This is a genomic window from Acinetobacter tibetensis, assembly GCF_023824315.1.
GTDB lineage: Bacteria > Pseudomonadota > Gammaproteobacteria > Pseudomonadales > Moraxellaceae > Acinetobacter > Acinetobacter tibetensis.
Genome location: NZ_CP098732.1, coordinates 82293 through 108243 on the forward strand (window position 1 = coordinate 82293; position 25951 = coordinate 108243).

General features: G+C 40.9%; 25 protein-coding genes and 2 pseudogenes. 15 read left to right on the forward strand and 12 right to left on the reverse strand.

The genetic code is table 11. From position 1 onward, the window contains the following. Window positions 1-4: 4 nt before the first annotated feature. Window positions 5-583 (reverse strand): CC0125/CC1285 family lipoprotein, encoded by a 579-nt coding sequence (locus M5E07_RS00380; RefSeq protein ID WP_252220952.1) that lies wholly within the window; start codon window positions 581-583, stop codon window positions 5-7. Between the two features lie 58 nt (window positions 584-641). Beyond that, entirely contained in the window at window positions 642-1181 is a 540-nt protein-coding gene (locus M5E07_RS00385; protein ID WP_252220954.1) for a DUF924 family protein, read from the reverse strand. A 316-nt stretch (window positions 1182-1497) separates the two neighbouring features. Between M5E07_RS00385 and gshA the strand changes: the two genes are divergently transcribed. Both gshA and M5E07_RS00395 read left to right on the forward strand, forming a co-directional pair. Next, window positions 1498-3075 (forward strand): glutamate--cysteine ligase, encoded by a 1578-nt coding sequence (gene gshA, locus M5E07_RS00390; protein ID WP_252220956.1) that lies wholly within the window; start codon window positions 1498-1500, stop codon window positions 3073-3075. A gap of 18 nt (window positions 3076-3093) precedes the next feature. Beyond that, window positions 3094-3609, forward strand: a complete 516-nt coding sequence (locus M5E07_RS00395; RefSeq protein WP_116762125.1) for a disulfide bond formation protein B — start codon at window positions 3094-3096, stop codon at window positions 3607-3609. Window positions 3610-3669: 60 nt separating this feature from the next. Here M5E07_RS00395 and M5E07_RS00400 read toward each other — a convergent pair whose 3' ends face one another. After that, window positions 3670-5001, reverse strand: a complete 1332-nt coding sequence (locus M5E07_RS00400; protein ID WP_252220958.1) for a GPI inositol-deacylase — start codon at window positions 4999-5001, stop codon at window positions 3670-3672. 243 nt (window positions 5002-5244) lie between these two features. Between M5E07_RS00400 and M5E07_RS00405 the strand changes: the two genes are divergently transcribed. The 4 genes and pseudogenes from M5E07_RS00405 to M5E07_RS00425 form a co-directional block, all read left to right on the forward strand. Then, window positions 5245-5829 (forward strand): YqiA/YcfP family alpha/beta fold hydrolase, encoded by a 585-nt coding sequence (locus M5E07_RS00405; RefSeq protein ID WP_252220960.1) that lies wholly within the window; start codon window positions 5245-5247, stop codon window positions 5827-5829. A 14-nt stretch (window positions 5830-5843) separates the two neighbouring features. Then, entirely contained in the window at window positions 5844-7724 is a 1881-nt protein-coding gene (parE, locus tag M5E07_RS00410; RefSeq protein WP_252220962.1) for a DNA topoisomerase IV subunit B, read from the forward strand. A gap of 33 nt (window positions 7725-7757) precedes the next feature. Next, complete coding sequence (locus M5E07_RS00415; protein ID WP_252220964.1) at window positions 7758-8279, forward strand: DUF6714 family protein; 522 nt, start codon at window positions 7758-7760, stop codon at window positions 8277-8279. A 384-nt stretch (window positions 8280-8663) separates the two neighbouring features. After that, window positions 8664-8921, forward strand: a pseudogene (locus M5E07_RS00425) (ABC transporter ATP-binding protein); the annotation flags it as partial. 85 nt (window positions 8922-9006) lie between these two features. On the opposite strand, the gene M5E07_RS00430 reads toward M5E07_RS00425, so the two are convergent. Further along, a complete protein-coding gene (locus tag M5E07_RS00430; RefSeq protein ID WP_252220966.1) occupies window positions 9007-9708 on the reverse strand; it encodes a phospholipase D family protein in 702 nt (233 codons plus the stop codon). Window positions 9709-9748: 40 nt separating this feature from the next. Further along, entirely contained in the window at window positions 9749-10462 is a 714-nt protein-coding gene (locus tag M5E07_RS00435) for a hypothetical protein (RefSeq protein WP_252220969.1), read from the reverse strand. Between the two features lie 277 nt (window positions 10463-10739). Here M5E07_RS00435 and M5E07_RS00440 point away from each other — a divergent pair, with 277 nt between their 5' ends. Beyond that, window positions 10740-11240, forward strand: a complete 501-nt coding sequence (locus tag M5E07_RS00440) for a DUF1877 family protein (protein WP_116759150.1) — start codon at window positions 10740-10742, stop codon at window positions 11238-11240. A gap of 72 nt (window positions 11241-11312) precedes the next feature. Here M5E07_RS00440 and M5E07_RS00445 read toward each other — a convergent pair whose 3' ends face one another. Both M5E07_RS00445 and M5E07_RS00450 read right to left on the reverse strand, forming a co-directional pair. After that, window positions 11313-12038: an outer membrane protein OmpK gene (locus M5E07_RS00445; protein WP_252220971.1), complete on the reverse strand. Its 726-nt coding sequence runs from the start codon at window positions 12036-12038 to the stop codon at window positions 11313-11315. 567 nt (window positions 12039-12605) lie between these two features. Then, window positions 12606-13249, reverse strand: a pseudogene (locus M5E07_RS00450) (hypothetical protein). A 241-nt stretch (window positions 13250-13490) separates the two neighbouring features. Here M5E07_RS00450 and M5E07_RS00455 point away from each other — a divergent pair. From M5E07_RS00455 to M5E07_RS00475, 5 genes are all read left to right on the forward strand, one after another. Then, window positions 13491-13874, forward strand: a complete 384-nt coding sequence (locus tag M5E07_RS00455; RefSeq protein WP_116759149.1) for an HPF/RaiA family ribosome-associated protein — start codon at window positions 13491-13493, stop codon at window positions 13872-13874. A gap of 133 nt (window positions 13875-14007) precedes the next feature. After that, on the forward strand, window positions 14008-14550 hold the full coding sequence (locus M5E07_RS00460; RefSeq protein WP_116759148.1) for an ankyrin repeat domain-containing protein: 543 nt from the start codon (window positions 14008-14010) through the stop codon (window positions 14548-14550). Between the two features lie 15 nt (window positions 14551-14565). Next, a complete protein-coding gene (locus tag M5E07_RS00465) occupies window positions 14566-15336 on the forward strand; it encodes a transporter (RefSeq protein ID WP_252220973.1) in 771 nt (256 codons plus the stop codon). 19 nt (window positions 15337-15355) lie between these two features. Next, on the forward strand, window positions 15356-17176 hold the full coding sequence (gene dsbD, locus M5E07_RS00470) for a protein-disulfide reductase DsbD (RefSeq protein WP_434087790.1): 1821 nt from the start codon (window positions 15356-15358) through the stop codon (window positions 17174-17176). 2 nt (window positions 17177-17178) lie between these two features. After that, on the forward strand, window positions 17179-17859 hold the full coding sequence (locus tag M5E07_RS00475) for a glutathione S-transferase family protein (protein WP_252220978.1): 681 nt from the start codon (window positions 17179-17181) through the stop codon (window positions 17857-17859). A 16-nt stretch (window positions 17860-17875) separates the two neighbouring features. On the opposite strand, the gene M5E07_RS00480 is transcribed toward M5E07_RS00475, so the two are convergent. Then, window positions 17876-18994: a GGDEF domain-containing protein gene (locus M5E07_RS00480; protein WP_252220980.1), complete on the reverse strand. Its 1119-nt coding sequence runs from the start codon at window positions 18992-18994 to the stop codon at window positions 17876-17878. Window positions 18995-19312: 318 nt separating this feature from the next. Between M5E07_RS00480 and M5E07_RS00485 the strand changes: the two genes are divergently transcribed. Then, window positions 19313-19879, forward strand: coding sequence for an FMN-dependent NADH-azoreductase (locus M5E07_RS00485; RefSeq protein WP_016168854.1), 567 nt, complete (start codon window positions 19313-19315; stop codon window positions 19877-19879). Window positions 19880-19934: 55 nt separating this feature from the next. On the opposite strand, the gene M5E07_RS00490 is transcribed toward M5E07_RS00485, so the two are convergent. Continuing rightward, window positions 19935-20846: an alpha/beta hydrolase gene (locus M5E07_RS00490; protein WP_252220982.1), complete on the reverse strand. Its 912-nt coding sequence runs from the start codon at window positions 20844-20846 to the stop codon at window positions 19935-19937. A gap of 159 nt (window positions 20847-21005) precedes the next feature. Here M5E07_RS00490 and M5E07_RS00495 point away from each other — a divergent pair, with 159 nt between their 5' ends. Then, window positions 21006-21443, forward strand: coding sequence for a DUF2147 domain-containing protein (locus M5E07_RS00495; RefSeq protein ID WP_116759144.1), 438 nt, complete (start codon window positions 21006-21008; stop codon window positions 21441-21443). 66 nt (window positions 21444-21509) lie between these two features. On the opposite strand, the gene M5E07_RS00500 is transcribed toward M5E07_RS00495, so the two are convergent. Together M5E07_RS00500 and M5E07_RS00505 are read right to left on the reverse strand one after the other, a co-directional pair. Then, entirely contained in the window at window positions 21510-21860 is a 351-nt protein-coding gene (locus tag M5E07_RS00500) for an arsenate reductase (protein WP_252220984.1), read from the reverse strand. 475 nt (window positions 21861-22335) lie between these two features. Then, on the reverse strand, window positions 22336-23154 hold the full coding sequence (locus tag M5E07_RS00505; RefSeq protein WP_116759142.1) for an exodeoxyribonuclease III: 819 nt from the start codon (window positions 23152-23154) through the stop codon (window positions 22336-22338). A gap of 40 nt (window positions 23155-23194) precedes the next feature. On the opposite strand from M5E07_RS00505, the gene pyrE reads away from it, so the two are divergent. Then, window positions 23195-23845 (forward strand): orotate phosphoribosyltransferase, encoded by a 651-nt coding sequence (pyrE, locus tag M5E07_RS00510; protein ID WP_116759141.1) that lies wholly within the window; start codon window positions 23195-23197, stop codon window positions 23843-23845. 1321 nt (window positions 23846-25166) lie between these two features. Here pyrE and M5E07_RS00515 read toward each other — a convergent pair. Continuing rightward, window positions 25167-25949 (reverse strand): helix-turn-helix domain-containing protein, encoded by a 783-nt coding sequence (locus M5E07_RS00515; RefSeq protein WP_252220986.1) that lies wholly within the window; start codon window positions 25947-25949, stop codon window positions 25167-25169. Window positions 25950-25951: the final 2 nt, after the last annotated feature.

The window sequence follows — 25951 nt, forward strand, 5'->3', positions numbered from 1 at the left end:
AATTTTATTTTTGGGTTGGAGCAGATACTTCGGGTTGTGGTTGAATGACCTCACCTGTAGAGGTCAGTCCGTATTTTTGCCCTAAAGATTTTAGAATAAGCATCGCATCAAAAGCATCGCTTGGCACTTTATCCTTTTCTTTATAGCACTCAATCGTATACGAGACTTGTACAGGGTCAATATTTACCACCTGTGGTGTGTCGTAAAATGGGTCTGGCCAATAGCCTGGATAGCGGCGGTAATTGCCACGTGGATAGTAACCATAAGGGTAGAAAGACGGTGAGCGATACACGATAGCCTGACGGGGTGGTTTATTGGTCAAATTACTGGGGTCATCTAGCACTTTAAAATAGCGAAAGCCATTTTTAAGCGTCGTTTGTGCTGCTTTGACCAAGGTAATTTCTTCCGCAACGCCATAGTTCATATTCGGGTCAGCTTCAAAACTAATCCGATAGGTTTGCGTGTTCATGGGGTAGGTATTAAACCGTCCCAATTGATCGAAGGTTCGAGGTTTAGAAGGCGTAGAGGCACAGCCCACCAGCGCGAGTGTGAGAAGAGTCAGGGCAATAAGCTTAGTTTTCATGTTTATACTCCGCAGACTGCTGATGAAATAGGGGAGAAAGAAGACACATCGCTCAGGGTTAAAAATGGCTATTGGGTTGTGTCAAAAATTCTAATTCTTCAGCGCTAGATGATCGTCCTAGAATCTGATTTCGGTGTGGATAGCGTCCAAATCGGTCAATAATAGCTTTATGTTGTCGTTCAAATTCTAAGGCAATCGGATGTCCCAGTTGTTCAAATAATTTTAACCCAAATTCATGTACACGTTGCGACTCACTGTGCATAAAAGGCATATATAAGAAATAACGATGTTCTGGGCTAAGTTCTAAGTCATGTTGACCTAAAATGGCTTCTTGTGCCAACCCGAGCGCAAGTCCATCGTGTGCAAAGGCCTGTGCTTGATCACGAAATAAATTACGGGAAAATTGATCCAGAATAATCACTTCGGCAAGACGCCCTTCAGGCTGCTGGCGCCATTCCCACAGTTCAGCTAAAGCAGCTTGCTGATGTATCTGAGCAAACTTTTCTGCTAACATTTGATCAAATTCGCTACTTTTGGCAAACCAGTTTGGTTGAGTTTCAGGGGCAAACCAAAAGCTTAAAATATCCTGATAATTCATTTTTATTACAGATCCTTAGCACTTATTCTTCCATAAAATCATATTTTTTGGGTGTCTTATAGAGTAACTTTGTGATAAAAAATTGCCGCAATAGGTATACTTTTTAAGAAATTTTTATATTGACCCGTTGAACATAAGCGATGTTACCCATATTAATGCTACTGATCTGATTTATTGGATCTTTTCGACAGAAGCAGCAAATGCTGTGAATCTGTTTAAAAAATAGACAGCATATTATGTGGCGGCATCAAATCACAGTAGACTGATATAAACTGATGATTTTATTTTAGTAGTTCTTCCAAAAAGCGAGATGATAATGAATCAACCCGAATCGACCTCTCAAGCTGTACTTCCGACTTGGGTGGATTCTTCGCTGTTACAAGGGATGTTGCGTGGTGTAGAACGTGAAAGTTTGCGGATGCAAAGCAATGGTTTTTTATCGCAGGCCGATCATCCTAAAGCGTTGGGATCGGCATTGACCCATCCGCATATCACCACCGATTATTCAGAAGCCTTGATGGAGTTTATTACCCCTCCACAAGACAGTATTGCCAAAACCTTGTCTTATTTGACCGATATTCATGCTGTGGTGCATCGTCACTTAGAGAACGAAGAAAAACTTTGGCCTTTGTCGATGCCCTGTATGTTAGACAGTGAGGAAGACAATATTCGTTTGGCACAATATGGCAGTTCTAATATTGGCCGTTTCAAGACCTTATACCGTCACGGTTTAGGCATTCGTTATGGTCGCCGTATGCAGACCATTTCTGGGGTACATTATAATTTATCCTTCCCCGACAGCTTATTTAGTGCATTACAACAACAAGAAACCGATGCTCATTTACGCCAACTGTCTGCACAAGATTACCGTAGCCATCGCTATTTTGGCTTAATTCGCAATTTTATTCGTTTAACGCCGTTGGTGATGTTTTTGTTGGGTGCGAGCCCGTCAGTGTGTAAGTGTTTTATGACGGGGCGTGAGCATCATTTGCTGCCGTTGTTAAAAGGGACGTTATATTTGCCTTATGCCACTGCTTTGCGCATGGGACGTTTTGGTTATCAGAATTCAGCGCAGAAGCAACTCGGCATTCACTATAATGACATTCAGGGCTATTTAGACGGTTTACAAAAAGCGGTCAAAACTCCGTATGCAGACTTTAGCCGTTTAGGGTTAAATGATGCGCAAGGTGAGCCAACCCAAATTAATGACCATGTCCTGCAAATTGAAAATGAGTACTACAGTCTGGTGCGACCAAAGCAGGTGCCTCAAGCGGGTGAAACGCCTTCAGACGCTTTAGCGAATCGTGGCGTGGGCTATGTCGAGCTACGTGCGGTGGATGTGAATCCGTATAGTCCGATTGGGATTGATGAAAGCAGCGCAGGTTTTCTGGAAGTCTTGGCATTGTATTGTCTATTACAAGACAGTCCTGCGCTGTTAGATGCTGAGCAAGAGCAGATTGAACAGAATCAGGCTGAAGTGGTCAATCGGGGGCGTGCACCGAATGCACATATTGTGGAAGATGGACAGGATTACCAGATTGAAGCTTGGTGTCAAAAACATCTTGATGCGATGCAGCCCTTCGCAGAATTGCTGGATCAAGCCAATACCACGCAGTTGTATGTCCAAGCTTTACAACTGATGCAACAACGTATTGATGAGGTCGATCATACGCTCTCAGCACAAGTGATCGCAGATACCCTGACACATGGTGGAACGTGGAATTTTGGTAGCGTGATGGCTCAACAACATGCGGCAGTGTATGAACAGCATCAATTAAACCCTGAAACACAGGCCTATTTTGATGAACTGGCACAAACATCGCTACAACAGCAACAACAACTTGAACAAGATACTGACATCAGTTTTGACGAATATCTTGCACATTATCGATAAAAATTAAGAGGTTTGACCATGCAATGGAGTTTTCGCTTCGTGAGCGGGTTTTTAGTGATTGCCAGTATTGTGGGTATGGCGTTTGCGCTGTATCTCGAACATGTCCAAGGTTTGTCTCCATGCCCATTGTGCGTCTTTCAGCGTGTGGGTTTAATGGGGTTGGGCTTTATTTCCCTGATTGCGTTGATTCATAATCCAAAGTCTACGGTAGGAAAACGCATTTATGCCTTACTGGGTAGCTTGTCTATCTTATGGTCGGCAGGTGTTGCAGCACGCCATGTTTGGTTACAGAATTTGCCGCCCGATCAGGTGCCGAGCTGTGGTCCAGGATTAAATTATCTGATTGATGCTTTGCCGTTAAAAAGCGTGTTGGCACAAGTGCTCACAGGTTCAGGCGAGTGTGCAGTAATTGACTGGACATTCTTGGGACAGTCTTTGCCTGTATGGTCATTGTTATTTTTCGTGGTCTTGGCTGTGGTGAGCCTGTGGCAATTGGTGCGCCGTTATCCAACTGCAGCGAAAGCTAAAAAATAATAGCGACTTTGTTCAATAGGGATCAAAAAGCCAACAGTTGTTGGCTTTTTTCATGTGGCATCAGGTCAGGGCAATACCTTCCAAATCATCTAAACCAATCATATATTCATGCGCATGCAGTTGATGATGTTGTGCTTTTTCAGGATAGAACCAATGCACAATTTGTTCAGCTACGCTGGAGTGGTATTGAATTTCTAAATGATTCAGACCGTAAAAAATGGCTTTATGTGATTCGGGTAATTTCAATTGAAAACGTGGATTGGGATGTTCGCCTAAAGCACTTTTTACACTGACCAAATAATCGCCAATTACTTTTAAGGTTTTGTTTTTACGGTGCTCAAATTCGAGTGTGCCTGCGACCAAATAAGTATTGATATGCGAAGGTAGGGGAGCAGGTTTTCGGTTATCGTCAAAGAAACCAATCCGTGCTTCGTTATGCTCCCAATCGTCATCACGGACACTGCCGTAACGTAAATCTAAAATGCCATTACTGCGAATATTGACCAGATGCCCGACCAATTTCACAATCGGAAAGCGCCCCAGTTTTTCTTGAACCGCAAAACCAAATCGTTCCAGTGCTGCACCATGATGTGGTGAACCTAGACAGACCAAGTTTTCGACCATGTGCAGCCATTGATGCAGATTTTGTTTACCATAGAACAAGGCACTGCGTGCAACCAGTCCGCCCATACTATGCCCAATAATATCAATACTGGTAATGCGTGGGTTACGCTGAATCAGATCTTCTAAGGTATTGGCGAGGCTGCGTCCATTGGCTGAAATACGACGTCCTGTGTTGTAGTTTAAGTACAACATGGTGTTGTGGTCCCGTTGCGCCAGCAGTTTTTCGCCAAAACCCCCATTATTACGGTTGGTCCAGTCAAGATGGTTCATACACAGACCATGCACAAAAATTACCACCCGACCCGATAAATCGCCACGTTGGATTTCACCGTAGTGATCATAGAGCACCATCGGCAGTGCCATTGGATTGTGATATTTCAGCAAATAGTCACCCAATACGCCATTCACCGCACCGACTAAAAAATGCAGAGTCGGAGTAAGCGGTTTTTCATGCAGTTTTGGGTATTTTTCTATAATTTGGCGTAGGCCTGGCGCTAAAAGATAATGTCCATAATTTTCTAATACACTCATGCTTAAGCGGTTAAATCGAGCAATTTGTGGGTGATTTTGCAAATTTTTGAATTCTTGCTCATCAAGACCAAAAATACTTGAGAAAATTTCCCGCTGAATGGTACGCATAAAATCTTGCACCACATTATTGAGTGGCGTACTGAGTAATTGGGCCAGACCTTCCAGTAAATCTGCTTGGCTGGGAGGTGTCCGATCCCATTTACAATAAGTTTCATGCAGCGGTGTTAAACTCGGCATTTGTTGTTATCCTTGATGCTTTGTTTGTCTCATCTCAACGCTTTCATTTTGATTAAGATAGAGGTATAACTTTTTTCAGTTTTCATCATATCGAGAACAACTCGAATAATTTTAAAATACCGATGAAGATCATGAAATAGGGCTTATTTTGTCTAACAATTTGAGCCTTTCGACGAATTTAGAATAATCCTGCGTCAGAATGATGAAAAATGGATGAAGGGATAAGCTACGTAACCAGAAAATATGAATATTGTTTATATCCACGGCTTTCAAAGTGGTCCAAAATCAATCAAAGCACAGCAGCTACAACAGTATTGTGCACAAGATGATACATTGGCTATCCATGTGCCCGACTTAAATATGCCACCTGAGCAAGCCCTACAAGTGTTACAAGATTTGGTACTTGCCCATCAGGATGTCGCTTTGGTAGGCAGTAGTCTGGGAGGCTTCTATGCGACACAATTGGTCGCAAGGCATGCGCTGCCTGCTGTTTTGATTAATCCAGCTATGCGACCATGGCAATTGTTTCGTGAGTTATTTGGGCAACAGCAACTTCCCTATCAGGTTAATCCTGCATGGACCTTGGATGAGGCACAATTGGACTATTTAGAGCAGATTGCAGTGCCAAATGTTCAGCAAGCAGACAAAGTGCTGGTGTTATTACAACAAGGCGACGATGTTTTAGATTATCGTGAAGCGGAACGTTATTATGCGTCGCAGCAACCGCGAGCTTTGGTCATGACCGAAGCGCATGGCAACCATGCCATGGATGATTTTGCTGCTAAAATCCCCATGATTTTACAATTTTTTTCGTCTTCCAGATTATAAGGAAATCGTACAACGTGTCTCAATATACCGCTCAATCGCTTGAAGTTTTATCTGGTTTGGACCCTGTCCGTCGTCGTCCCGGAATGTATACCGATACGTCTCGTCCGAACCATTTGGCTCAGGAAGTCATTGATAATGCGGTGGACGAAGCACTGGCGGGGCATGCCAATAAAATTACGGTGACGGTATATAAAGATGGCTCCTTGGCTGTTGCGGACAATGGCCGTGGAATGCCCGTGGATATTCATCCTGAATATGGGCAAAGCGGGATTGAAATTATTTTAACCAAATTGCATGCAGGCGGAAAATTCAGTACCGATAACTACCAGTTTTCTGGAGGGTTACATGGTGTAGGCATTTCTGTCGTGAACGCTTTATCGACCCGTGTCGAAGTGGAAGTTCAGCGTCAAGGTAACCTCTACCAAATGGCATTCGAGCAGGGTGAACCTGTTGCACCTTTGACGGTGTTAGAGGGCAAAGCCCCGAAACGGGCCACAGGGACCTTGGTGCATTTTTGGCCAGAAACGAAATATTTTGATTCTCCTAAATTTGCCCTTAAAGCGCTGAAACATAATTTAAAAGCCAAGGCGGTTTTAGCGGCAGGGCTACAGATTATTTATGTCGATGAAATCAACGACGAAAAAATCGAATGGCAATTTGAAAATGGTTTGGTCGATTATTTAATGGACGAACTGGAAGACCGTGAAATTGTGCCTGCACCTGCATTTGTCGCTACTGGGGATGCTGAACGTGCCAGTGCAGAATTTGCCATTTGCTGGAATGCAGAAGGTGGTGAGCAAATTCAGGAAAGCTATGTCAACTTGATTCCAACGGCGCAAGGCGGAACGCATGTCAACGGCTTGCGTTCAGGGGTCACCGATGCTTTACGTGAGTTCTGTGAGCTACGTAACCTATTGCCGCGTAACTTGAAACTGTCTGCAGAAGATGTTTGGGATGGCGTGAACTATATTTTGTCGCTGAAATTCCAAGAACCGCAATTTTCAGGACAAACCAAAGAGCGACTTTCCAGTCGTGAAGCTGCGGGTATTGTACAAAATATTGCTAAGGATGCTTTTGCATTGTGGTTGAACCAGCATTCTGAAATTGCTATGCAACTGGCAGAAATGGCGATTTCCAAAGCCGGTCGTCGTTTAAAAGCTGCGAAAAAAGTGGAACGTAAGAGAATCGTATCGGGACCTGCTTTGCCGGGTAAATTGGCGGATTGCGTCGGGCAAACCCGAGAAGATTCAGAACTGTTTATTGTGGAAGGAGATTCTGCGGGCGGTTCAGCCAAACAGGCACGGGATAAAAATTTCCAAGCCATCATGCCAATTCGCGGCAAGATTTTAAATACTTGGGAGGTCTCTTCCGATGAGGTGCTTGCTTCCCAAGAAGTGCATGATATCGCGATTGCGATCGGGGTTGATCCAGGCAGCGATGATTTATCCGAATTGCGTTACGGCAAGATTTGTATCTTGGCGGATGCCGATTCAGATGGTCTGCACATTGCCACACTGTTGTGTGCGCTGTTTGTGAAACATTTCCTCACCTTGGTTGAAGAAGGACATTTATATGTGGCGATGCCACCTTTGTTCCGTATCGATGACGGCAAAGACGTGCATTATGCCTTGGATGAAGAAGAACTCGAGTCAATTCTGAAAAAAGCCAAAACCAAAAATCCGCAAATTACTCGCTTTAAAGGCTTGGGTGAGATGAATGCCAGCCAATTGCGTGAAACGACAATGGACCCGAACACCCGTCGTCTGGTGCAATTAGATTTGGACGATAGTCATTTAACCACGAGTTTGTTGGATAAGTTGTTGGCCAAGAAGCGTTCGGGTGACCGTAAGCAGTGGTTAGAACAAAAGGGCAATCTGGCGGATATTGCAGTCTGATGAGAAAGTACTTCACCCGATGATATTCAGCAAATGCGTAACAAGGGCTATGATCTGGTCACAATTGTAGAAGCTGAAGAACTCTTGCCACGCTGGCAAGAGTTAGACCAAGTGAAACAAAAGATTTGTAGTGCTTTTGCTGGAGTCACCTTACAAGAGGGTATTGGCTTGTATGAGGCACAAGGGATAGATGATTATGCCAGCCAAGCAGAGTGCTTGGCTTATCGTGCTAAAGATGAAAAATTGAATTGGAAAAATATCTCGATTGATGATTTGAATCACTGTCACAGCAGCCTATCTTTTTTTGATGCTCAGGGCATGTTGTTTCATTTGCCTGCCTTTTTATTGGCAAGTTTAAATGATGAGTATAGATTTGACTTAATTTTTACGCTAACACGACTAGGTCCTCATACGGACAGAAAATTCAGCTTATTCAATGCTAAACAGCGCTCTGCTGTCAGATCTTATCTTTTGTTCTTACTGGATGAACCCGATGAGGTTTATCACTATCCAGATATCTTGGAAGCTTTAGAACAATATTGGCAAGAAAAGTGAACCTATTTTAAAAATCAAAATCATTTCTTTATCAACAAATCCTATGATGGAAAGATGGATAAATTTTCATCATTTTAGGTCGGCAAGCATTTTTGTATGCAATGATGTATACAAGATTAATAAATTAAATTTTAAAAATTAATATCATAAAAACAATACATTAAGCAACTATCAATGGGGATTGAATACTCAGGGCGGACGTAACCAAAAACATAAAATGCTTGGAGCATTGAAGATGTTCCAACAAAATTATTGAGCCAAACCCTTTTGGCCGCAGCGATAGTAGGGAGTATGGCATTAACAGGTTGTTCAAAACCTGCAGAAAAATCCGAAACAGCCGCATTCGAAGCCAAAGCACCCTCAGCCAGTGGCGATACCATTAAAGTGGGGATATTACCCATCAAGTCGGGACAAATTTTATTGGATGGCAAAGACATTTCTCAATTGAGTCCTGAACATCGAGGACGTGCGGGTTTGGCTTATGTCCCACAAGGACGTGATATTTTTTCGACCTTAACCGTAGAAGAAAATATTTTAATTGGCATGGCGAAGTTCTCTGGTGCGAAAACCCAAAAAGTACCTGAATATCCGTATGACATTTTTCCTATACTGAATGAAAGGAAGCATCGCCGTGGAGGGGATTGATCGGGTGGACAGCAACAGCAATTGGCGATTTAAAAAATAACCTCTTAAGCTATTTGGGTAGTTTAAGAGGTTTTAATTCTAATTAAATACTCATATTTTCCGACCATAAAAAATAACCGCCATATTGGCTTGGTCTGAATTCTCCACCTACAGCTTTACCTTGTTCAGTTAAATAATGTTTACCATTTTCATTTAATTGCAATAGCCCTTTCTCGACAAAAATTTCTAAAAGATCACCTGTCTTGATTTTATGTTTTGCAGCTAATTTAGAAGAGGTAAGTTTAGTCAAGTGATCTGAATCTTCTTGGCTAGTCTCAGCTTTGGTTTGTTCGGATTTTACTTCATCTAAAGAAATTCGAACTTCATCGCTAATTCGAATAATTCTTTGCGCTTCTTCATAAGCATCTTTAAAAACTTGGATATCATCATTTTTCGAAATTAAAATGCCCATCTCATTATTATTGACTTGGCTAAACTCATAAAGGTTTAAGCTTGAAACAATACAGGTCTCTTCATTGAGATAGCATTTAGCATGTAAATTTTTACAAAAACTAATTCGAACATAATCCAGTTGTTGCATCCATTTAATTTCATCAGGATGCAAATCACTTTTGCCATAAATAATACGAATATCAATTTTTAAGCGGTTCTTATCTTCGAGTAATTCTTTAATACGATCATTGAGCCTCAAATAGGGACTAATCAGAATCAAACGTTCTTTGGCATTTTTTATTAATTCTTCTAGAAAAAAATTAGTTGCACTGGTATTTAAGAATTTCGCCATTTTATTACCCTCAAAAAAATTATAGAGAAAAAGATATAGGTTATTTAGCTTCCACTTTCAGATACGTACCACTGGCCGAAACATTATGCCCAAAGCCACAGCCTGATGTATTTTGCTGTTCTTCCACCACAATTTGCTGTCCCTGCTGCGGGTGCATGGCAAACGTTAAATCAATCTGACAATCTTCATAATGGTATACAGCATGTTTCTGATTTAAAGGCATTTCTACATCAAAACTGCCGAGGTTTGGTCCATAAATTAGACCGCGTAAACCGAAGTAGTAGCCTTCAAATTCAATTTGATAAGCATTTTTTAGTTTCTTTACGGTGATGGTGTCCCATTGTCCGAACCCATTTTTTGCCACATAAGTTCCTGCCAATGATGTTGATTGTTGCAGTTTGGGCAATTGGGACAAATTAAACTGGCTCATTTTCGAATCGGGGTTACGTAGAAACCATGCCCGTGCCCAAAGGGGTTTGCCCAGTTTGGCATAGGTCAGCCCGACATTATTGTTGGCGATTTCGATCTCACGATCTGTGACATTGACACCACTCTCTTCGGCATTGATTTGGCAAAAATGTGACCAAGCCGCCTGATCTTCAAATTGGGTTAAGGCTTTGGCATATTGTTTTTGGTCATAATATTGCTTACCCAATCGGGCGTATTGTTTCAGTTTGCCACAGCCTTGCTGTAATTCTTGTTCATAGTTCCATTCCGCAGCCTGAGTGCTGGAAAATGATAGAAAGACGCTCATTGTGCAGCCAAGTGCTAAAATTTTAAAAATATTCATTGTTATTCAAATAGAAGAATAGAGTCAGGATTATTCTACGGCAAACCGTAGGAATTGAAATCTCCAAATAGTTGTAGCGAAATGGCCTGTGTCGATACAGCGAGTTTTGAATAAGACAAACAGAAATAAAATTGTTGGCTTCTTAGGTTACAAACTACTGTTGAATTGACACATTTTACCGAGTGTTTTGCCGTGTAAATCGAGCTAAGCTAATTTCAATAAATATAAGAAGGTGCTCATCATGGACGCGTTTCTTTTTAGCATTGCCCCGAATGATTTAGAAAACTTGATGCTTGATGCCTACAACATGAAGGATATAGAACATGCACCAAACTTACAGCAGCAAATTGATTTGGGGAAACTGTGGCCTGTGTTAGATCAGGTCTTGAGCCAACATAGTTCAGCAAGTTTGAGTTTGCATGATTTAATTTATGCAGAATATCCCCTTTCAGAACATCCAAAATTAAAACCTGTTGCACGTTATAACCCTGCGGTTCATGTCATGGAATTAACACAGGCACTCGAACAAATCAGCACAGAAGATTTGCAAAAGTACTGTCGGCAACACCGTCCTACTTCCGATATTGCTCAGTTATTAGGGAATAACACGGCTGAGTTGGATCAAGCTGAATTGACCTTATTGTTAACCCAATTAAAAAGCTTTTATCGAAATGCCATGCAACAAAATCATGCGGTGATCAGTCTCATTGCAGAGAATTTACGTCCAAAACGCTTAATTTAAACTATGGAACTTTTCATTTAGCCATAAAAAAAGCAAGACCAGTGTCTTGCTTTTTTAGCGTTAATTAAATCCTTAGAAATGGTATTTAATTAAAGCGCTGACGTTATTTTCGTCTTTACCTTTAATACTGTATTTGTTGTTCCACACAGACCATTCGGTACCAAGGTATAAGCGTGTATTTGGAGAAATGTGTTTACCTACATTCCATTTCCACTGTGTGGTCCAGTTCATTTCGCTCGCATGACCATCTTCTTCAGCAGTAGACCAGTCTAAGAAGCCATCAACCAAGAAGTCTTCTGAACCGACTTTAAATGGCACACCGTAAACCAAAGTCATTTGGTAATCGTCAGGTGTGTTTTTGTAGTTGTCTACTTTGTAAAGGTTAACTTGCGCATATTGGAAATATGGAATCGCCAAATCGACACCAATACCATATAAGTAGTTATTGAAGCCTTCGCCACCTTCCCAAGTGGTTGCAACCAATACATCTTTAATGGGTCCAAGCTCAAGTTTTTGACCAGAGACTGCACCAAGGCTCAAACGCGGTGAAACTTCGAAATAAGTTTCGTTGCCACTCACATCGTTATTGGTACGGTCAGCAAAAGCGAAAAAATCACCGTATTGCAATTTTGCTGCATATTCAAAAGTTACCGTACTTTGCTTGTCTTCACGTGCAATCAGTTGGTAATCTTCACCATATAAACCCGTGATACTAAAATCTTGCCAGATTGGCGCTGCTTGAGTAAAAGTCGCTGCAGTAGCCAATGCACAGGTTGCCGCAATTTGAGTCAGTTTCATTAAAAATATCTCCCCCGAGAAAGCGTATAAAGGATACAGATTCTTTAGCAAAAATAAAGCCAAATTTGACCAATAATTTAAAAAAACAGCCATTGAAAAGTAGGTGAAAAAACGCTAACCAATGTCATTGAAAATATTCATATTTTTATCAAATGGTATATGTTTTATTGGTTTTTTGAGAGTGCAAAAACATAATTTAAATTTATTTGGTGTTTATTCAGCAACATAAAAGTTTTATAAGACAAAGATTTGCACCAACTCTGTGAAAAATAATTAACTGAATGGTCAATTATGGGGAGCTTTGAGTCGAGTGAGAACATATATAAGGAGGGAAGTCGGGCGGTATTCTATTGTTCACTGAGGTGAACAATCTTTAAGGCACGATTATGCAATAAAACTTATGAATACAGTGTAGTTGACGCAAATGCCTATATCCCAATGAATTTACGCTCAGTTCATATGCTTTGGTGTAGGGCAGGTTCAACATTACCAATAGGCTTGCTGTATTTATGTCGTCGGTGGATGTTGTTGATACCGATGTTGCGCAATATCGTCACGCCAGCAGATTCAGACTTGTTCATGTGATTGAATATAATCTAAAAATTTTTGTCAGGCTTTAAAGCGCCCTAGACGACCAAGCAAGCAACAATGCATACCCATCGAGAGCATTTTAGGACGATGTTCCCCTTCAGCATATAAAACAGCAAAAGAATCTTTTAAATCTTGGAAAATTGCTCACTGGTACTAAAACCATTGGCAGCACTGAATTTCATATCATGGCTATCCAGCGTTGCCCAGACAAGACCACTACTACGCTGCTTGAATGACCTCAACGATATAAGGATTGCGAATTAATGCCATGCCCATACCCAAAATGCTTATGGGAAGCTGACGACACTGGAATTCTTCATGAATACGCCAGAATCCCACCCGAGAACCATATTCATACACCGAGTCCATCGACATCTGTTTATCAGGGAAGCTCACAGCGCCAAAAATTTCTGATAACAACTGTTCCGAACCTGCATCTCCATGCTCGATGTGGTTTTCTCCACCTTCTTCATAATTCAGGACAAACTCACTGCAATACGGGCCTGATTTGGCCATGCAGCATCAGGAATTTGACCATGACAGCCAATTAAATCATGGGAATAGGGTGCGGTACGTATCGAGTTGATGAGTTCTTGACCATGCAAGTAAGGAGTTGTCACAATTGGTTATCCTTTTGATAATTTTTTTAAAATAGCACTTGCATATTTTTGAGTTAAGCCCGATATTCAAAGGACAAGGACACGATTCTGCAGACTCAAAAGTGTTCATCATTTCAATGAGGAGATTGGTTCCAAAATTGATTAAAGATGTTCGAAAGCTGTGTAAACAGCAAGTTACAAGCGTGCCAAGATAGAAAAGTTTTGCACAAAAAAGATTCAGATAAATAAAGAGGATGAGATTATGAACATTGAAATCCGTACAGATAAAAACATTCAAAATAATGATCGTTTAATTAGTTATGTGCGTGCAGAACTGAATCAAGAATTTCAACGTCATAGTGAACGTATTACCCATTTTTCAGTGCATTTAAGTGATGAAAATGGCGTAAAAGGCGGCGATGATGACATTAAGTGTATGATTGAAGCACGTCCAGCAGGATTAAAACCTGTGGTTGTGAATCATAAAGCTCATAACGTGGATACCGCCTTTCATGGCGCTATGGAGCGTTTGAAACGCAGTCTTGAGCATGTGTTTGAAAAAAGAGAAAATCCCCGAGGTGGGCCATTAGAATATGCTGATGGAGACAAAGATGTGATTGATGATGAAGAAGATGAAGTGCTCTGATTGAGCCTATAATCGAAAAAAAGCCCTGCGGGGCTTTTTTTATATGAATTAAAAACTTTAGATATACATTTACATAAAACAAAACACCGAGAATTCGGCATAATATTCTAAAATTGATGAAAGAGAATGTTCCATGTTAACAGCACAACAACAAGTCTTTGTGCAGGCGATAGAAGAATTAGACCTGCCACAAGTACAACATCTTTTGGCTGGTGGTTTAGATCCAAACTTTATTGATGCTGAAAAAGGACCTGCAGTTTCAGTGTGGTCGGATGGTTTATTTCAATGGTGGGAACATGTCAGCGAAGCCTATGAAGCAGGTCAAGGGCTCAGCGAAGAACAAAAACAGCAAGAATTAGCCGTTCATTTGGATATTTTGGAAGCCTTAATTCAAGCCAAAGCTAATTTTCATTTATGGGATAGCGAAGAGTTGTATGGCCCACTTTGGGATGCAGCAAGTTCAGCGTGTGTACCTGCTGTGCAGCGTTTGTTGGCAATCAAGGTTGACCCCAATACCCGTGATGAGCAAGGGCTGACGATTTTATCTTCAATTAGTGATTTATTTTTTGATTGCGACTTTGATGAAATTAATTGGGGCGAAGCTTTGCCTGAAGAACGTCAAACCCTAGAGCTATTGCGTAGTCAGGGTGCAAAAATGTCGAAAGAATTGGCTTAATCACTGAGGCAAATTATGAAAAATTTACAACAATATGGTGTCTTAGTACTGACGCTTGCTGTGGCATCGCCAGTTTTTGCCACGGAATTTTCGTTTGAACGTCCAGGTTCAGGCATTGGCACAGGTATTACCCCTGTTGGGCAACTGGCTTGGGAACAAGGTTTACCGAGCGCAAACTATGAAGAAAGTACGGTCAATGGTGTGCAGCAAAAAACGACCACGCTGAATGCCGACATGCTACTTCGTACGGGGATTGCACATAACTTAGAATTACAACTGGGTTGGCAAGGCCCGTCATGGAGTCAGGTTAAGCAAGCGGGTAAAACGGTTGATGAAGACGGTTTAGGTGATGTTAGCATTGGTTTAAAAAGTGCAATTGATCTGAATGATGACAACTTGGCCATGGCTGTGCTTTTGGAAGCAGTGTTAGCAACTGGCAATGATGGCTTTACCGCGCATGATGATATTTATGCCTTGGCGACTGTCGTTTCGTATAAGCAAAGTGATTTGGTCGACACGTCCATTACCATGCGTTATGAAGTTCAAGATGGGGACTGGGCTGTGACGGCTGTACCTACCATTGGTTATAAGCTTTCCGATAAATGGTCTGGTTTTTCTGAATTTGTATACCGCAAGGCGGAAAGCCAAGATTATGAGTACTCACTGGGTTCGGGGGTCATGTATGCATTGAATGACCGTACCCAGTTCGATGCCAGTGTTGGTGTCGTACTCAGTGGTGCAGATAAAAGTTATCAATCAGGTCTAGGCGTTTCATACTTATTCTAAGGCGGTGCCACTCTTGTTTATGGAAAAGTCTCTGCTGCTTTCAAAATCTTATGCACGCAGTATGCTCTTACTATGTAGTAGTCTTTTGTTCTTTTGTTCAACACTATTGCATGCACAGTCGTCATTGCTATCCGCTGAAGAGGCTTTTCCAATTCAAATAGAATCGGTTTCTGCACAGGAAGTGCAGTTACATTGGAATATCCCTGAACATTATTATCTGTATCAGCACAAATTTGAGGTGCGTCAGGGGCAACATATTTTGCCCTTAAAACTGCCAAAGGCAGAGGACTTGCATGATGATAACTATGGTCAAACGCAAGTCTATTATCAGCAAGTGCAATTTAAGGTGCCAACGCAGGCTTCGCAAACGTATCAAGTGACTTGGCAAGGTTGTGCCAAAGACCGTATTTGTTATCCCCCACAAGTCATTGAATTTAAAACAGACGCAGATGGTTTGGTGGCCTTACAGAACCAAACGGTCGCTCCCAAAAGGTTGTTAGATTTAAGCGCGAATAGCAATACTCTTTCTGCTGAAAATCCAGATGCCTTGGATCAGAAACTTTCAGCGCCTACACAACAAACGGCACAGGATCAACATTGGTCTACACAATTGGCAGAACGCTCACCGATTTATGGCTTATTGCTGTTTTTAGGCTTGGGTATTTTGTTGGCATTTACCCCTTGTTCTTTACCCATGATCCCGATTCTCAGCTCCTTGATTGTACGTGATCGGCGCGGAGTTAAAGCATGGATGATTGCTTTGGTGTTTGTGTGCAGTATGGCCATGGTCTATGCGGTGTTGGGCTTGGTCGCCTCTTCGGCAGGTTTGAACTTTCAGCGTTGGTTACAACAGCCCTCAACCTTAATTGCATTTAGCTTATTGTTCGTGGTGTTTGCGCTCAATTTATTTGGACTGTTTGAATTACGTTTGCCCCAAGCGATGGTGCATCGTTTAGACCATTGGCAGTCGATGCAGAAAGGCGGGAGTCTGATTGGCGCGGCAGTTATGGGGATGATTTCAGCTTTGCTGGTCGGTCCTTGTATGACAGCACCACTGGCAGGCGCTTTGCTATTTATTTCTCAAACTCAGAATCAGTGGCAAGGTGCTTTGCTGTTATTCACTCTGGGTTTTGGTATGGGCCTACCTTTATTGTTGGCCAGTATTCTCGGGGCTAAAGCCTTGCCAAAAGCAGGTTTATGGATGAACCAGATTAAGGTGTTATTTGCCTTTCTGATGTTGGCCTTAGCACTTTATTTCATTCGCCCCTTGCTCTCAGAAGGCTGGATGCAGGGTTTAAGTCTGTTATTGGGTCTCAGCTTTATCGGTTATGCGCTGTATCGTGCCCTATGGCAACAATCGCCTTTACGCCCATTGTATCTCGTGATTTTGCTGTTGGTGGTTCCTTATGTGCTGTATAGCCAGTATCAGCAAAGTCAACGTTTCTTCGTGAAACAAGGGCAGCAACAGATGCAGTGGCATGTAGCGCAAACTGCCGCAGAGTTTCAGCAAATTTTGGCACAAGCTCCGAAAGATCGCGCTATTGTGATTGATGTTTATGCGGATTGGTGCGTGGCATGTCAACCAATTGAACATCGCATTTTAAAGTCAGCTCAAGTACAGCAAGCACTCAGTCCATACACGCTGATTAAGCTGGATTTAAGTCATTATGATGCCAGTCATCAACAATTATTAAATCAATGGGATATTTTAGGTCCGCCGACCTATTTATTTTTAAATGCTCAACAACAGGAAGTTCGTGGACTCCGTTTAACAGGGGCATTTAGCGAAGCTGAGCTGTTGCAACAATTAAAACAATTCGGACAAGATCTAGGACCTTAATCATGTTAGAACTTTATATTGCCAATAAAAACTATTCCAGTTGGTCGATGCGTCCTTGGTTGGTGCTCAAGGCCTTTGAAATTCCCTTTCAAGAGCACATGATTTATTTTGATCGGGAACGCTCGATTGGAGTATTTAAGCAAAAATTATTGGCCATTTCAGCCAATGCCAAAGTCCCGATTTTGTATGATCAAGAGTTAAAAATTTGGGATTCTTTGGCCATTTGTGAATATTTGGCAGAGCAATATCCTGAGTATGCGCTTTGGCCCAAGGATAAAGCGCAACGTGCCAGAGCCAGAAGTATCAGTGCAGAAATGCACAGTGGCTTTACCCAATTAAGAACGCTATGTGGCATGAATATTCGGGCACAATTGGCAGACGTGGGTCAGCGGCTTTGGGCTGAAGATAGCGAGTTAAGACAGGATGTAGCACGCATTGAGCAAATTTGGGCAGAACGTCCCGATCCCGATGCTTTCCTATGTGGAGCGTTCAGTATTGCCGATGCATTTTATGCGCCTGTCGTGATGCGATTTCAAACCTATGCTTTACCTGTGTCTGCATCGAGTCAGCGTTATATGCAAAACATATTACAACATCCAGCGGTACACGCTTGGGTTGAAGCGGCCATGTTGGAAGGGCGTTGGGTGAATTATTTAGAAGCGTATCAAACCGAAGCTGAGTAAGTGAGAACAAAGAAAGCTAGCTGATCGACGCCACATTTTCCGTTTGCGCTTGGAAAATATGCACCTGATTACGCCCTGATGCTTTGGCTGAGTATAAGGCTTTATCGGCTTGGGTCAGTAACTGAAAGGGTGTTAAAGGCGATGGAGCAGTTGAAATCCCGAAACTGGCAGTCAGCGCAATACGGCTGCCATGATCGTCCTTCAATTCTAAATGTTCAATTGCGGCGCGACAGCGTTCCGCCGTGTGTTGCGCCTGTTCAAGTGTGGTGTGATACAACAGCAATAAAAATTCTTCTCCTCCAAAACGTCCCACGACATCACTCTCACGTAAATGCTGTTTGAGCAGTTGTCCGACCAGAATCAAGGCTTCATCGCCTTTATGATGCCCATGGCAGTCATTAATAGACTTAAAATGATCCAGATCAAGCAAGACCAAGGCATAATTTTGATTTTTCTTACGCTGTATGTGCTCTAAATATTGATTCAGACTACGTCGATTATAAGTATTGGTCAGCGGATCAATTCTGCTGAGTTGTTGAATGAGCTGTTCACGATTGCGCCATTGACTGAGTAGAATTTCAAATAAGATCAGACAAATCATCACCACAGGGGTAATGAAATACAGCATGCTGCCGACCCAAAATGAATTGGCGTAGGCATCATTGGGTAAATTAAAAATGGGGGCATAAGGCAAGATGCCATGTAAACTTAAATAACCACAGACAAATAAATATAAGGTTGAAGGAATTAATGCGCTATAGACAATTGAGCGCGGTAATAATACCAAACCTACCGTGAGTAAACTGACAAAGGAGCTTAAGGTTGCAGGGCTGAGTGTACCAATTAAATAGGCATCTCGGCATAAAGAGGTAATAAAACACCACACGGTGATATAAGGCAAAAAACGTTTGACCCAAGCTTTGTGTTGCCAGTAAACACAAGGATAAATCAGGCTACTGAGCACGACGATAAAAATTAGATTCAGTACAATTTGTTGTTTAACTAGTCCTAAATTGGTCATACTCCATAGGCTGGGGTTCAACCAAATAAAAATTTTCCAGAGTATCCAAACCAGATGGATCACACAGCCTAAAATTAACATCAGAATACATTTATTCAATGTATTCCAGTTCATGATTACCCCATATTCAAGCAAAATTTCCTTGAGCCTATGTTGAGGCGATGCAGTAAATGGGGAAGGTGATTTTGTCGTCATTGATTTTTATTCCCTCGACATCAACAGTTCCTTTGTTGTTTTAAAGCGAGAATTGTTTTTGCTAACAATAGCATGAATTTTAAACAATATTTTGATTGCTTTACATTTCCTTTTTTCAGGGAGATTTAAGCTTGTTCTAAAAATAGAATGTAGTGTATTGATATATGTGATTATTCTATTTTTATAGATGATGTAAACTTGATTCCATTCCAAGAGAGCAAAAATTAGGGCAGCATCATGAAAGTTTTACATATCGATTCAAGTATTTTAGGTACAGCATCTGTTTCTCGCCAGTTGAGCCAAGCGATTGTTGAGCAATTACAAGCGAAGCATGACAATGTACAGGTTGAGTATTTGGATTTGGCAGCACAGCCGATTCCACATTTAACTGCGGAAATCTTAATGGGGCAAAATGCTGAGCAAGCGGCTTTAGGCGAACAGATCATCCAGCAGTATTTAGCAGCAGATGTGGTCGTTGTTGGTGCAGCCATGTACAACTTTGGTTTGGCTTCAACCTTAAAAGCATGGATTGATCGTATTAGTGTTGCAGGTAAAACCTTTAAATACACTGAAAATGGCCCTGTAGGTTTGGCTGGCAATAAACAGGTCTATATTGCTAGCAGTCGTGGCGGTGTCTATGGTGACAATAGTCCAGCAGATTTCCAAGAAGGCTTTTTGAAAACTGTGTTTAACTTTACAGGTGTCGAGCAGGTAGATGTCGTGCGTGCTGAAGGTGTCAACATGGGTGAAGAACTGAAAAATAAAGCCATTGAAGCCGCTTTGGCACAGGTTAAACTCATCTAAGCTTGAAGATTTAGAAACGAAAAGGTCAGCATGTGCTGACCTTTTTTATGGCAATTTAATTTTTATCTAGGCGGTGCGCGAATGCGGCTAAATCGGCTAAAGCTTGCTGTGCTTCTGCAAACCAAGCGCTGAACATTTGGAAATTGTGCCACATTCCCGTATAAATTTTAAATTCGACTTTAACACCAGCCGCTTCGGCTTGTTGCTGAAAGCGTTGTCCATCATCCATTAAAATTTCTTTAGAACCGACCTGAATCAGTGTCGGAGGTAAACCCGTCAAATCATCGAATAAAGGCGAGACGCGTGGATCACCACGATCGATGTCTGCCGGTAAGTAGTAATCAATCCCTGCTTCTAAGGCTTCTATAGAGAGCAAAGCATCATGTTTTTGGTTAAAGCGCAGTGATTCACTGGTTAGCGTTAAATCTAAAAATGGCGAAAGTAAAATTAAGCCACTGACCTGTTCGAGTTGTGCTTGGCGGATTTTAATCGCTAAAGCAACTGCAAGGTTTGCGCCACAAGAATCACCCGATAAAATAATATCTTTGGCTAGAATGCCTTGATCCAGCAAATTTAAATACATCTCAAATAAAGCATCAATTGCTTCTGGGAAAGGATGTTCTGGTGAGAGCGGATAATCGACATGCAAAACCTGCATTTGTGTTCGTGCTGCAATCTGACTTAAAAATGCACGATGCGTTTTAAGTGAGCCGAGAAAAAAAACGCCACCATGAATATGAAAAATGAGCTGGGTAGATTCCTTTTGTGGTTTAAGCTCTTCAGCATGAAATTGCCCTAAACGTAAAGTGCGAACTTGGACATCTGCCTGAGTCGGAAAAAGTTTACAGAGTTGTTCTAAGCCATGTCGCAGTATATTCGGGGGAAGATTGTATTGGCTAGGCGTGCGGATGGTCGTTTTTAAAAGGCTTTCTGTAATGAATTGTTTCCACGGTGCTGAAATCTTCATGGTTGTTCCATTTTGTTATAAATTATGCCTAAATAGTGGTCTATTTACCCACAATAATGAGAAGGGTACACTAAACAGTCACATTCAAGAATTGCAAATTTGTTGTGGCTTTACAATACTGAAAGACGTCTACAGAACAGACTAGGGAAATCAAAAAAAATGAAAAAGATTGCACTTGCATTAGGATTGCTAGGATTCACAGTACTTGCCAATGCGGCTGATCCGTTAAATGGTACAGTTTGGAAAACCATTGATGATAAAACCAAACAACCGCGTGCGGTTGTGAAATTTACTGAGCAAAAAAATGGTGTTTTGACTGCCAGTATTCAAAGCATTTTAACGCCGGGCGAAGAAAATGCCTGCAGTAAATGTGAAGGTCCATATCACAACAAATCACTGAAAGGTCTAACCATTGTTCGTGGTCTGAAAAATGCCGGTGGCACGAAATATGATGAGGGTACGATTTTAGACCCGAAAAATGGCAAAACCTATAGCTTGAAAGGTGAATTGACTTCAGGTGGCAAAAAGCTTGAGCTTCGTGGTTATTTGGGTGTAGCTGTATTAGGGCGTAACCAAACTTGGGTTCGCGTCAACTAAAACACTAACGAGATGTGAAAAAGCCTGATAGATAATCAGGCTTTTTTTATAATCAAAATTGGTGCTTTAAGCCGAAATTTCTCGATAGGCGGCTTCATCAAAACCGACCATATATCCTTGAGCAGTCTGTAAAACAGGGCGCTTGATTAAACTAGGCTGTGCCATCAGCATTTCGATTAATTGGTCTTGTGAAGCCAGAGCAAACTGTTGTTCCGCTTCAGTGAGTTTACGCCAAGTAGTCCCTTTCTTATTTAAGATAAGCGCTTGCCCGACGTGTTCCAACCAGACTTTAAGCGTTTCGGCATCAATCCCTTGTTTTTTATAATCATGAAATTCATAGGCCAAGCCCAGTTCATTCAATAGATCAAAAGCTTTTTTCATAGAGCTACAGTTTTTAATGCCATAAATTTTAAGCATGCAGAATATATTCCTGAAGATAATGATTGAGCATAGGGTAAACAAAAAAATCCGCTTTCTCTAGCAGTGCAGGAAAATTAGGCGAAAGATACTAATGCCATGAGGATTGTCATCGAATTGCAATCTAAACTTGGCATGCTATGTTCATGAAGAACAAGAATGTTAAAACAATCAGAACATCAGCGCTTAAATAAAAATAAGCAATAAAAAAGAGAAAACCCGCATTTAATCATCCTGATTATGCGGGTCTCATTACAACGTCCATTGTCACATCCTTGAAAACAAACTCAAAATGAGTTGTGTTTTATTCCATCCTACGGCTTCCTATCCCTTTGCTGTCATCCTGACATGTCCCTGTGCCGTGCCGCTATGATGCCGTTTCTGACCTAGGATAAAAAGACCACAAATACGTCATGTGTTGTGAGCAAAAAGATAATATTGAGTGAACATTTGTTCACTCAAATACGAAAATTACTTAAATTTGATAGTCAATAATGACGGGTGCATGGTCACTAAACCATTCATCTTTATAGACCCAAGCATTGACTGTGCGTGACTTCCAGTCAGGTGAGCAGGCTTGGTAATCAATACGCCAACCCACGTTCTTGGCGCGGGCCTGTCCACGATTCGACCACCAAGAATAAAGTTCAGCTTCTTTGCGTACTTCGCGGAAAGTATCGACATAACCCAGTTCATCATAAATATGATCGAGCCAAGCACGTTCATGCGGTAAGCAACCTGAAGATTTTTGATTGCCTGACCAGTTTTTAATATCAATGCGCTTATGCACAATATTGTAGTCACCACACACGATGATCGATTTATTTTCAGCACGCCATTGTTTGAGAATCTGTTGATAATTTTCTAAAAAATGATCTTTGCGTGCTTGTGCTTCGTCACCTGACGAACCTGAAGGTAAATACAAAGAGCAAATATGTACGGGGTGATCTAAACCTAAATCGAATTCCGCACTGATAAAGCGCCCTTGAGAGTCGGCCAGTTCAAAACCTAAACCATCTGTTACAGACACAAAGGGTAAACGGCTATAAATGGCCGTGCCTGCATAACCCGCGCGTTCCGCAGGGAATAAATGTGTGTACCAGCCTTCAGGTTTAAATTTATCTGTCCATTGTGCATGGGTGATGCGACTTTCTTGCATGCACACCACATCGGCATCGGACTTTTCTAACCATTCCAATAAGCCTTTGGTCACTGATGAACGTAAGCCATTTACGTTAATTGAAACCACTCGTAAAATTTTTTGATCACTTGGGTAGCTACTCTTTGGTATCATGCGCAGTCATAACCTCAATGTATGAATTTCGGAGCACCTCATGTCAACGCCAGCTCAATTTAACCCACAAGCATTTATCGAACTCGCTTTATCACGTGGTGTGCTTAAATTTGGTGAGTTTACTTTAAAATCAGGCCGAGTGAGTCCTTATTTTTTTAATGCAGGTTTATTGAATGATGGTGAGGCCTTATCTTTGTTGGCTTCAGGTTATGCAGATAAATTAACCCAGTGTGATCACGTTGAAGTGGTGTTTGGTCCTGCATATAAAGGGATTCCTTTTGTCGCAGCAACGGCTGTAGCATTGTCGCAAAATCATGGCGTGAGCGTGCCATGGGGCTTTAACCGTAAAGAAGCGAAAGACCACGGTGAAGGTGGTGTGTTGGTCGGTGCATCGGTTGCAGGCAAAAAAGTCTGGATCATTGATGATGTGATTACCGCAGGAACAGCGATTCGTGAAGTGGTCACGATTCTAAAAAATGCGGGTGCACAAATCGCAGGTGTATTGGTGGCTTTAGACCGTCAAGAAAAAGGTCAGGGTGAATTATCTGCGATTCAGGAAGTGCAAAAAGAATTGGAAATTCCTGTACATGCCTTAATTACCATGAAAGATTTAATGAATTATTTAGATGCCAAAGGTGAAAGTGAAGCCTTGGCGAAAATGGAAGCCTACCGTATGAAATATGGCATCTAAGTCTATATTGAATTGAAAAAAGGAAGCGATGGCTTCCTTTTTTATTTATCAGTGGATTAAATTGTTGAGTAGATCTAATTAAATTTGTAAAACATGGGTTGAATCATAGTCGTGGAACGTGAATAATCATGAAAAAGCCGCTCTAGTGTGCTGAACCCAAGAACGGATTTAACTAAGATATTGATATTTATAATAAAACTTCAAAAATTGCGTATAACGTGTATTATGTTAATTTTAGGAAAACTTTAAAAACTATAAAATATGGTTACCTGAGATGATTAGAGAGGCTAAAGCTGTGGTACTTAATTATATCTATATGACAAATTTGCCAATTTATGTTTATTTTTTTTATTTTTTAATTGGGATTGGTTTAAACGTCGTTTCATATAATGTAGCTATTAATAATTTTAACACTACACAAGCCCCATTCTTTGTGATGTTCCTACTATTTTTAGTGGGTAACATTCTTCTTATTCTCCTTCTCCCATTAATAAGTTTTCATATCGGTTTATACTTTTTATTAAGTATTATAATTCCATATGCTGTTGTTTGGAGAACAGATTTTTAAATTTGGAGGAGCCTTTGTCAAACTGGTTTTTATATTTAAGTCTTAGCACTTTAATTTTGTCTATTTTCTTAGTATATATTTTTCTAAGAAAAAAAAGATTTACAATGAAATTGTCCATTTTTATTTTTATTTTGGGGTGCGTAAATTTTTATTTATCTCTCTTATTTTTGACAAATAATTTTTAATAAAATGAAGATTCTTTTGTTTTTGTTGCACACTATTTTCAATGAAAGTGTAGTCTTATTTAGCATCTTCCAAGGGCAGCTTGATTAGTCTATTTAACATAATGGCCGTTATACGAAGTACACTTGTATATGAATATAAATATCAAGTACTTAAAAATTTCACCCTAACCAAAAAATGCACAAAAAGCCGATTTTGAAACAAATCGGCTTTTTATTGAACGAATTTGTCACTTTCAGCCAATAAAATCGATCAAAAAACGCTCATATTTCGCTTTTTCCCTGATAACTCAATAGATCCAGTCCCGAAACTATCCGCAATTTCTGCGGATAAACCTTGGGGTAAGTTTTGAGCAATCCTGTACGCTCAGGCTGACATGAATTAGGGACCATTGCGTCTAGGCCACTATGGGGATTTTTCATATGATGGGGACATAGAGAACAGGATGTTCCAACACATAAAACAATAATGATAAGTGCGACACCAGGACGTGAGGTACGACAGGTGTTATACCTAAACACCCAATACGAAAAAGCCCGACAGGATGTCGGGCTTTTTTATTGCCTCAATCTAATCATTATCTGGGCTAAATCCACCATCAACCAATGACTCATTCTCTAAAGTTTGTTTTTTCTTCATTTTGGAAGGAATAACTGGAGCATTGCCACTAACTTGAGTTCCTTTTTCCATTACATACTTTAATGGAATCTTCGGATTATTAATGTCTTTTCCGCCATCTCTATGCCATTTTTCTTCCCATTTTACATACATTTCTTCCAGATCATCTGGCTCTAAACGATAAATTGCCTGCAATTCAATATTTCTATAAATTGCAAAAATCCAAGGTACTTGACGATATTTTGCAATAATTGTTGGGTTCATATGATGGTGAGTAGAAAACCCTTTCACCAACTCCACATTTAAAGATTTCAGTTCATATTCTTGACCAGTTGCATCTTTTGCATCATTACCCTCACGTCCTTCAAGAACTGTTAAATCCAGCTCTAAAAGCACTTGTAGGAGTTTCCCTCCATTATCTTGAAAAATGTCATTGATACCATTTTTCGTTGCGAGATCTTGATATTTACGAATAAAAGGCCAAATGGCATTCAAAACAGCTTTATCATCATCAAAACTATTCAAATACACTTCATCTGATAATAAATCGCAAACTGAAACACCTAGCGCATTTGCACACTTTTCAACTGTGGTAAGTGTTGGAATTTTTTCTCTTCTTTCCAATATTCCAATGTATGTTCTATCTAAACCACATTTCTCAGCTAATTCTTCTTGAGATAGATTCTTGTGATCTCTTATTTTCTTTAAATTTCTAGCAAAAATCTCTTCAATCATTA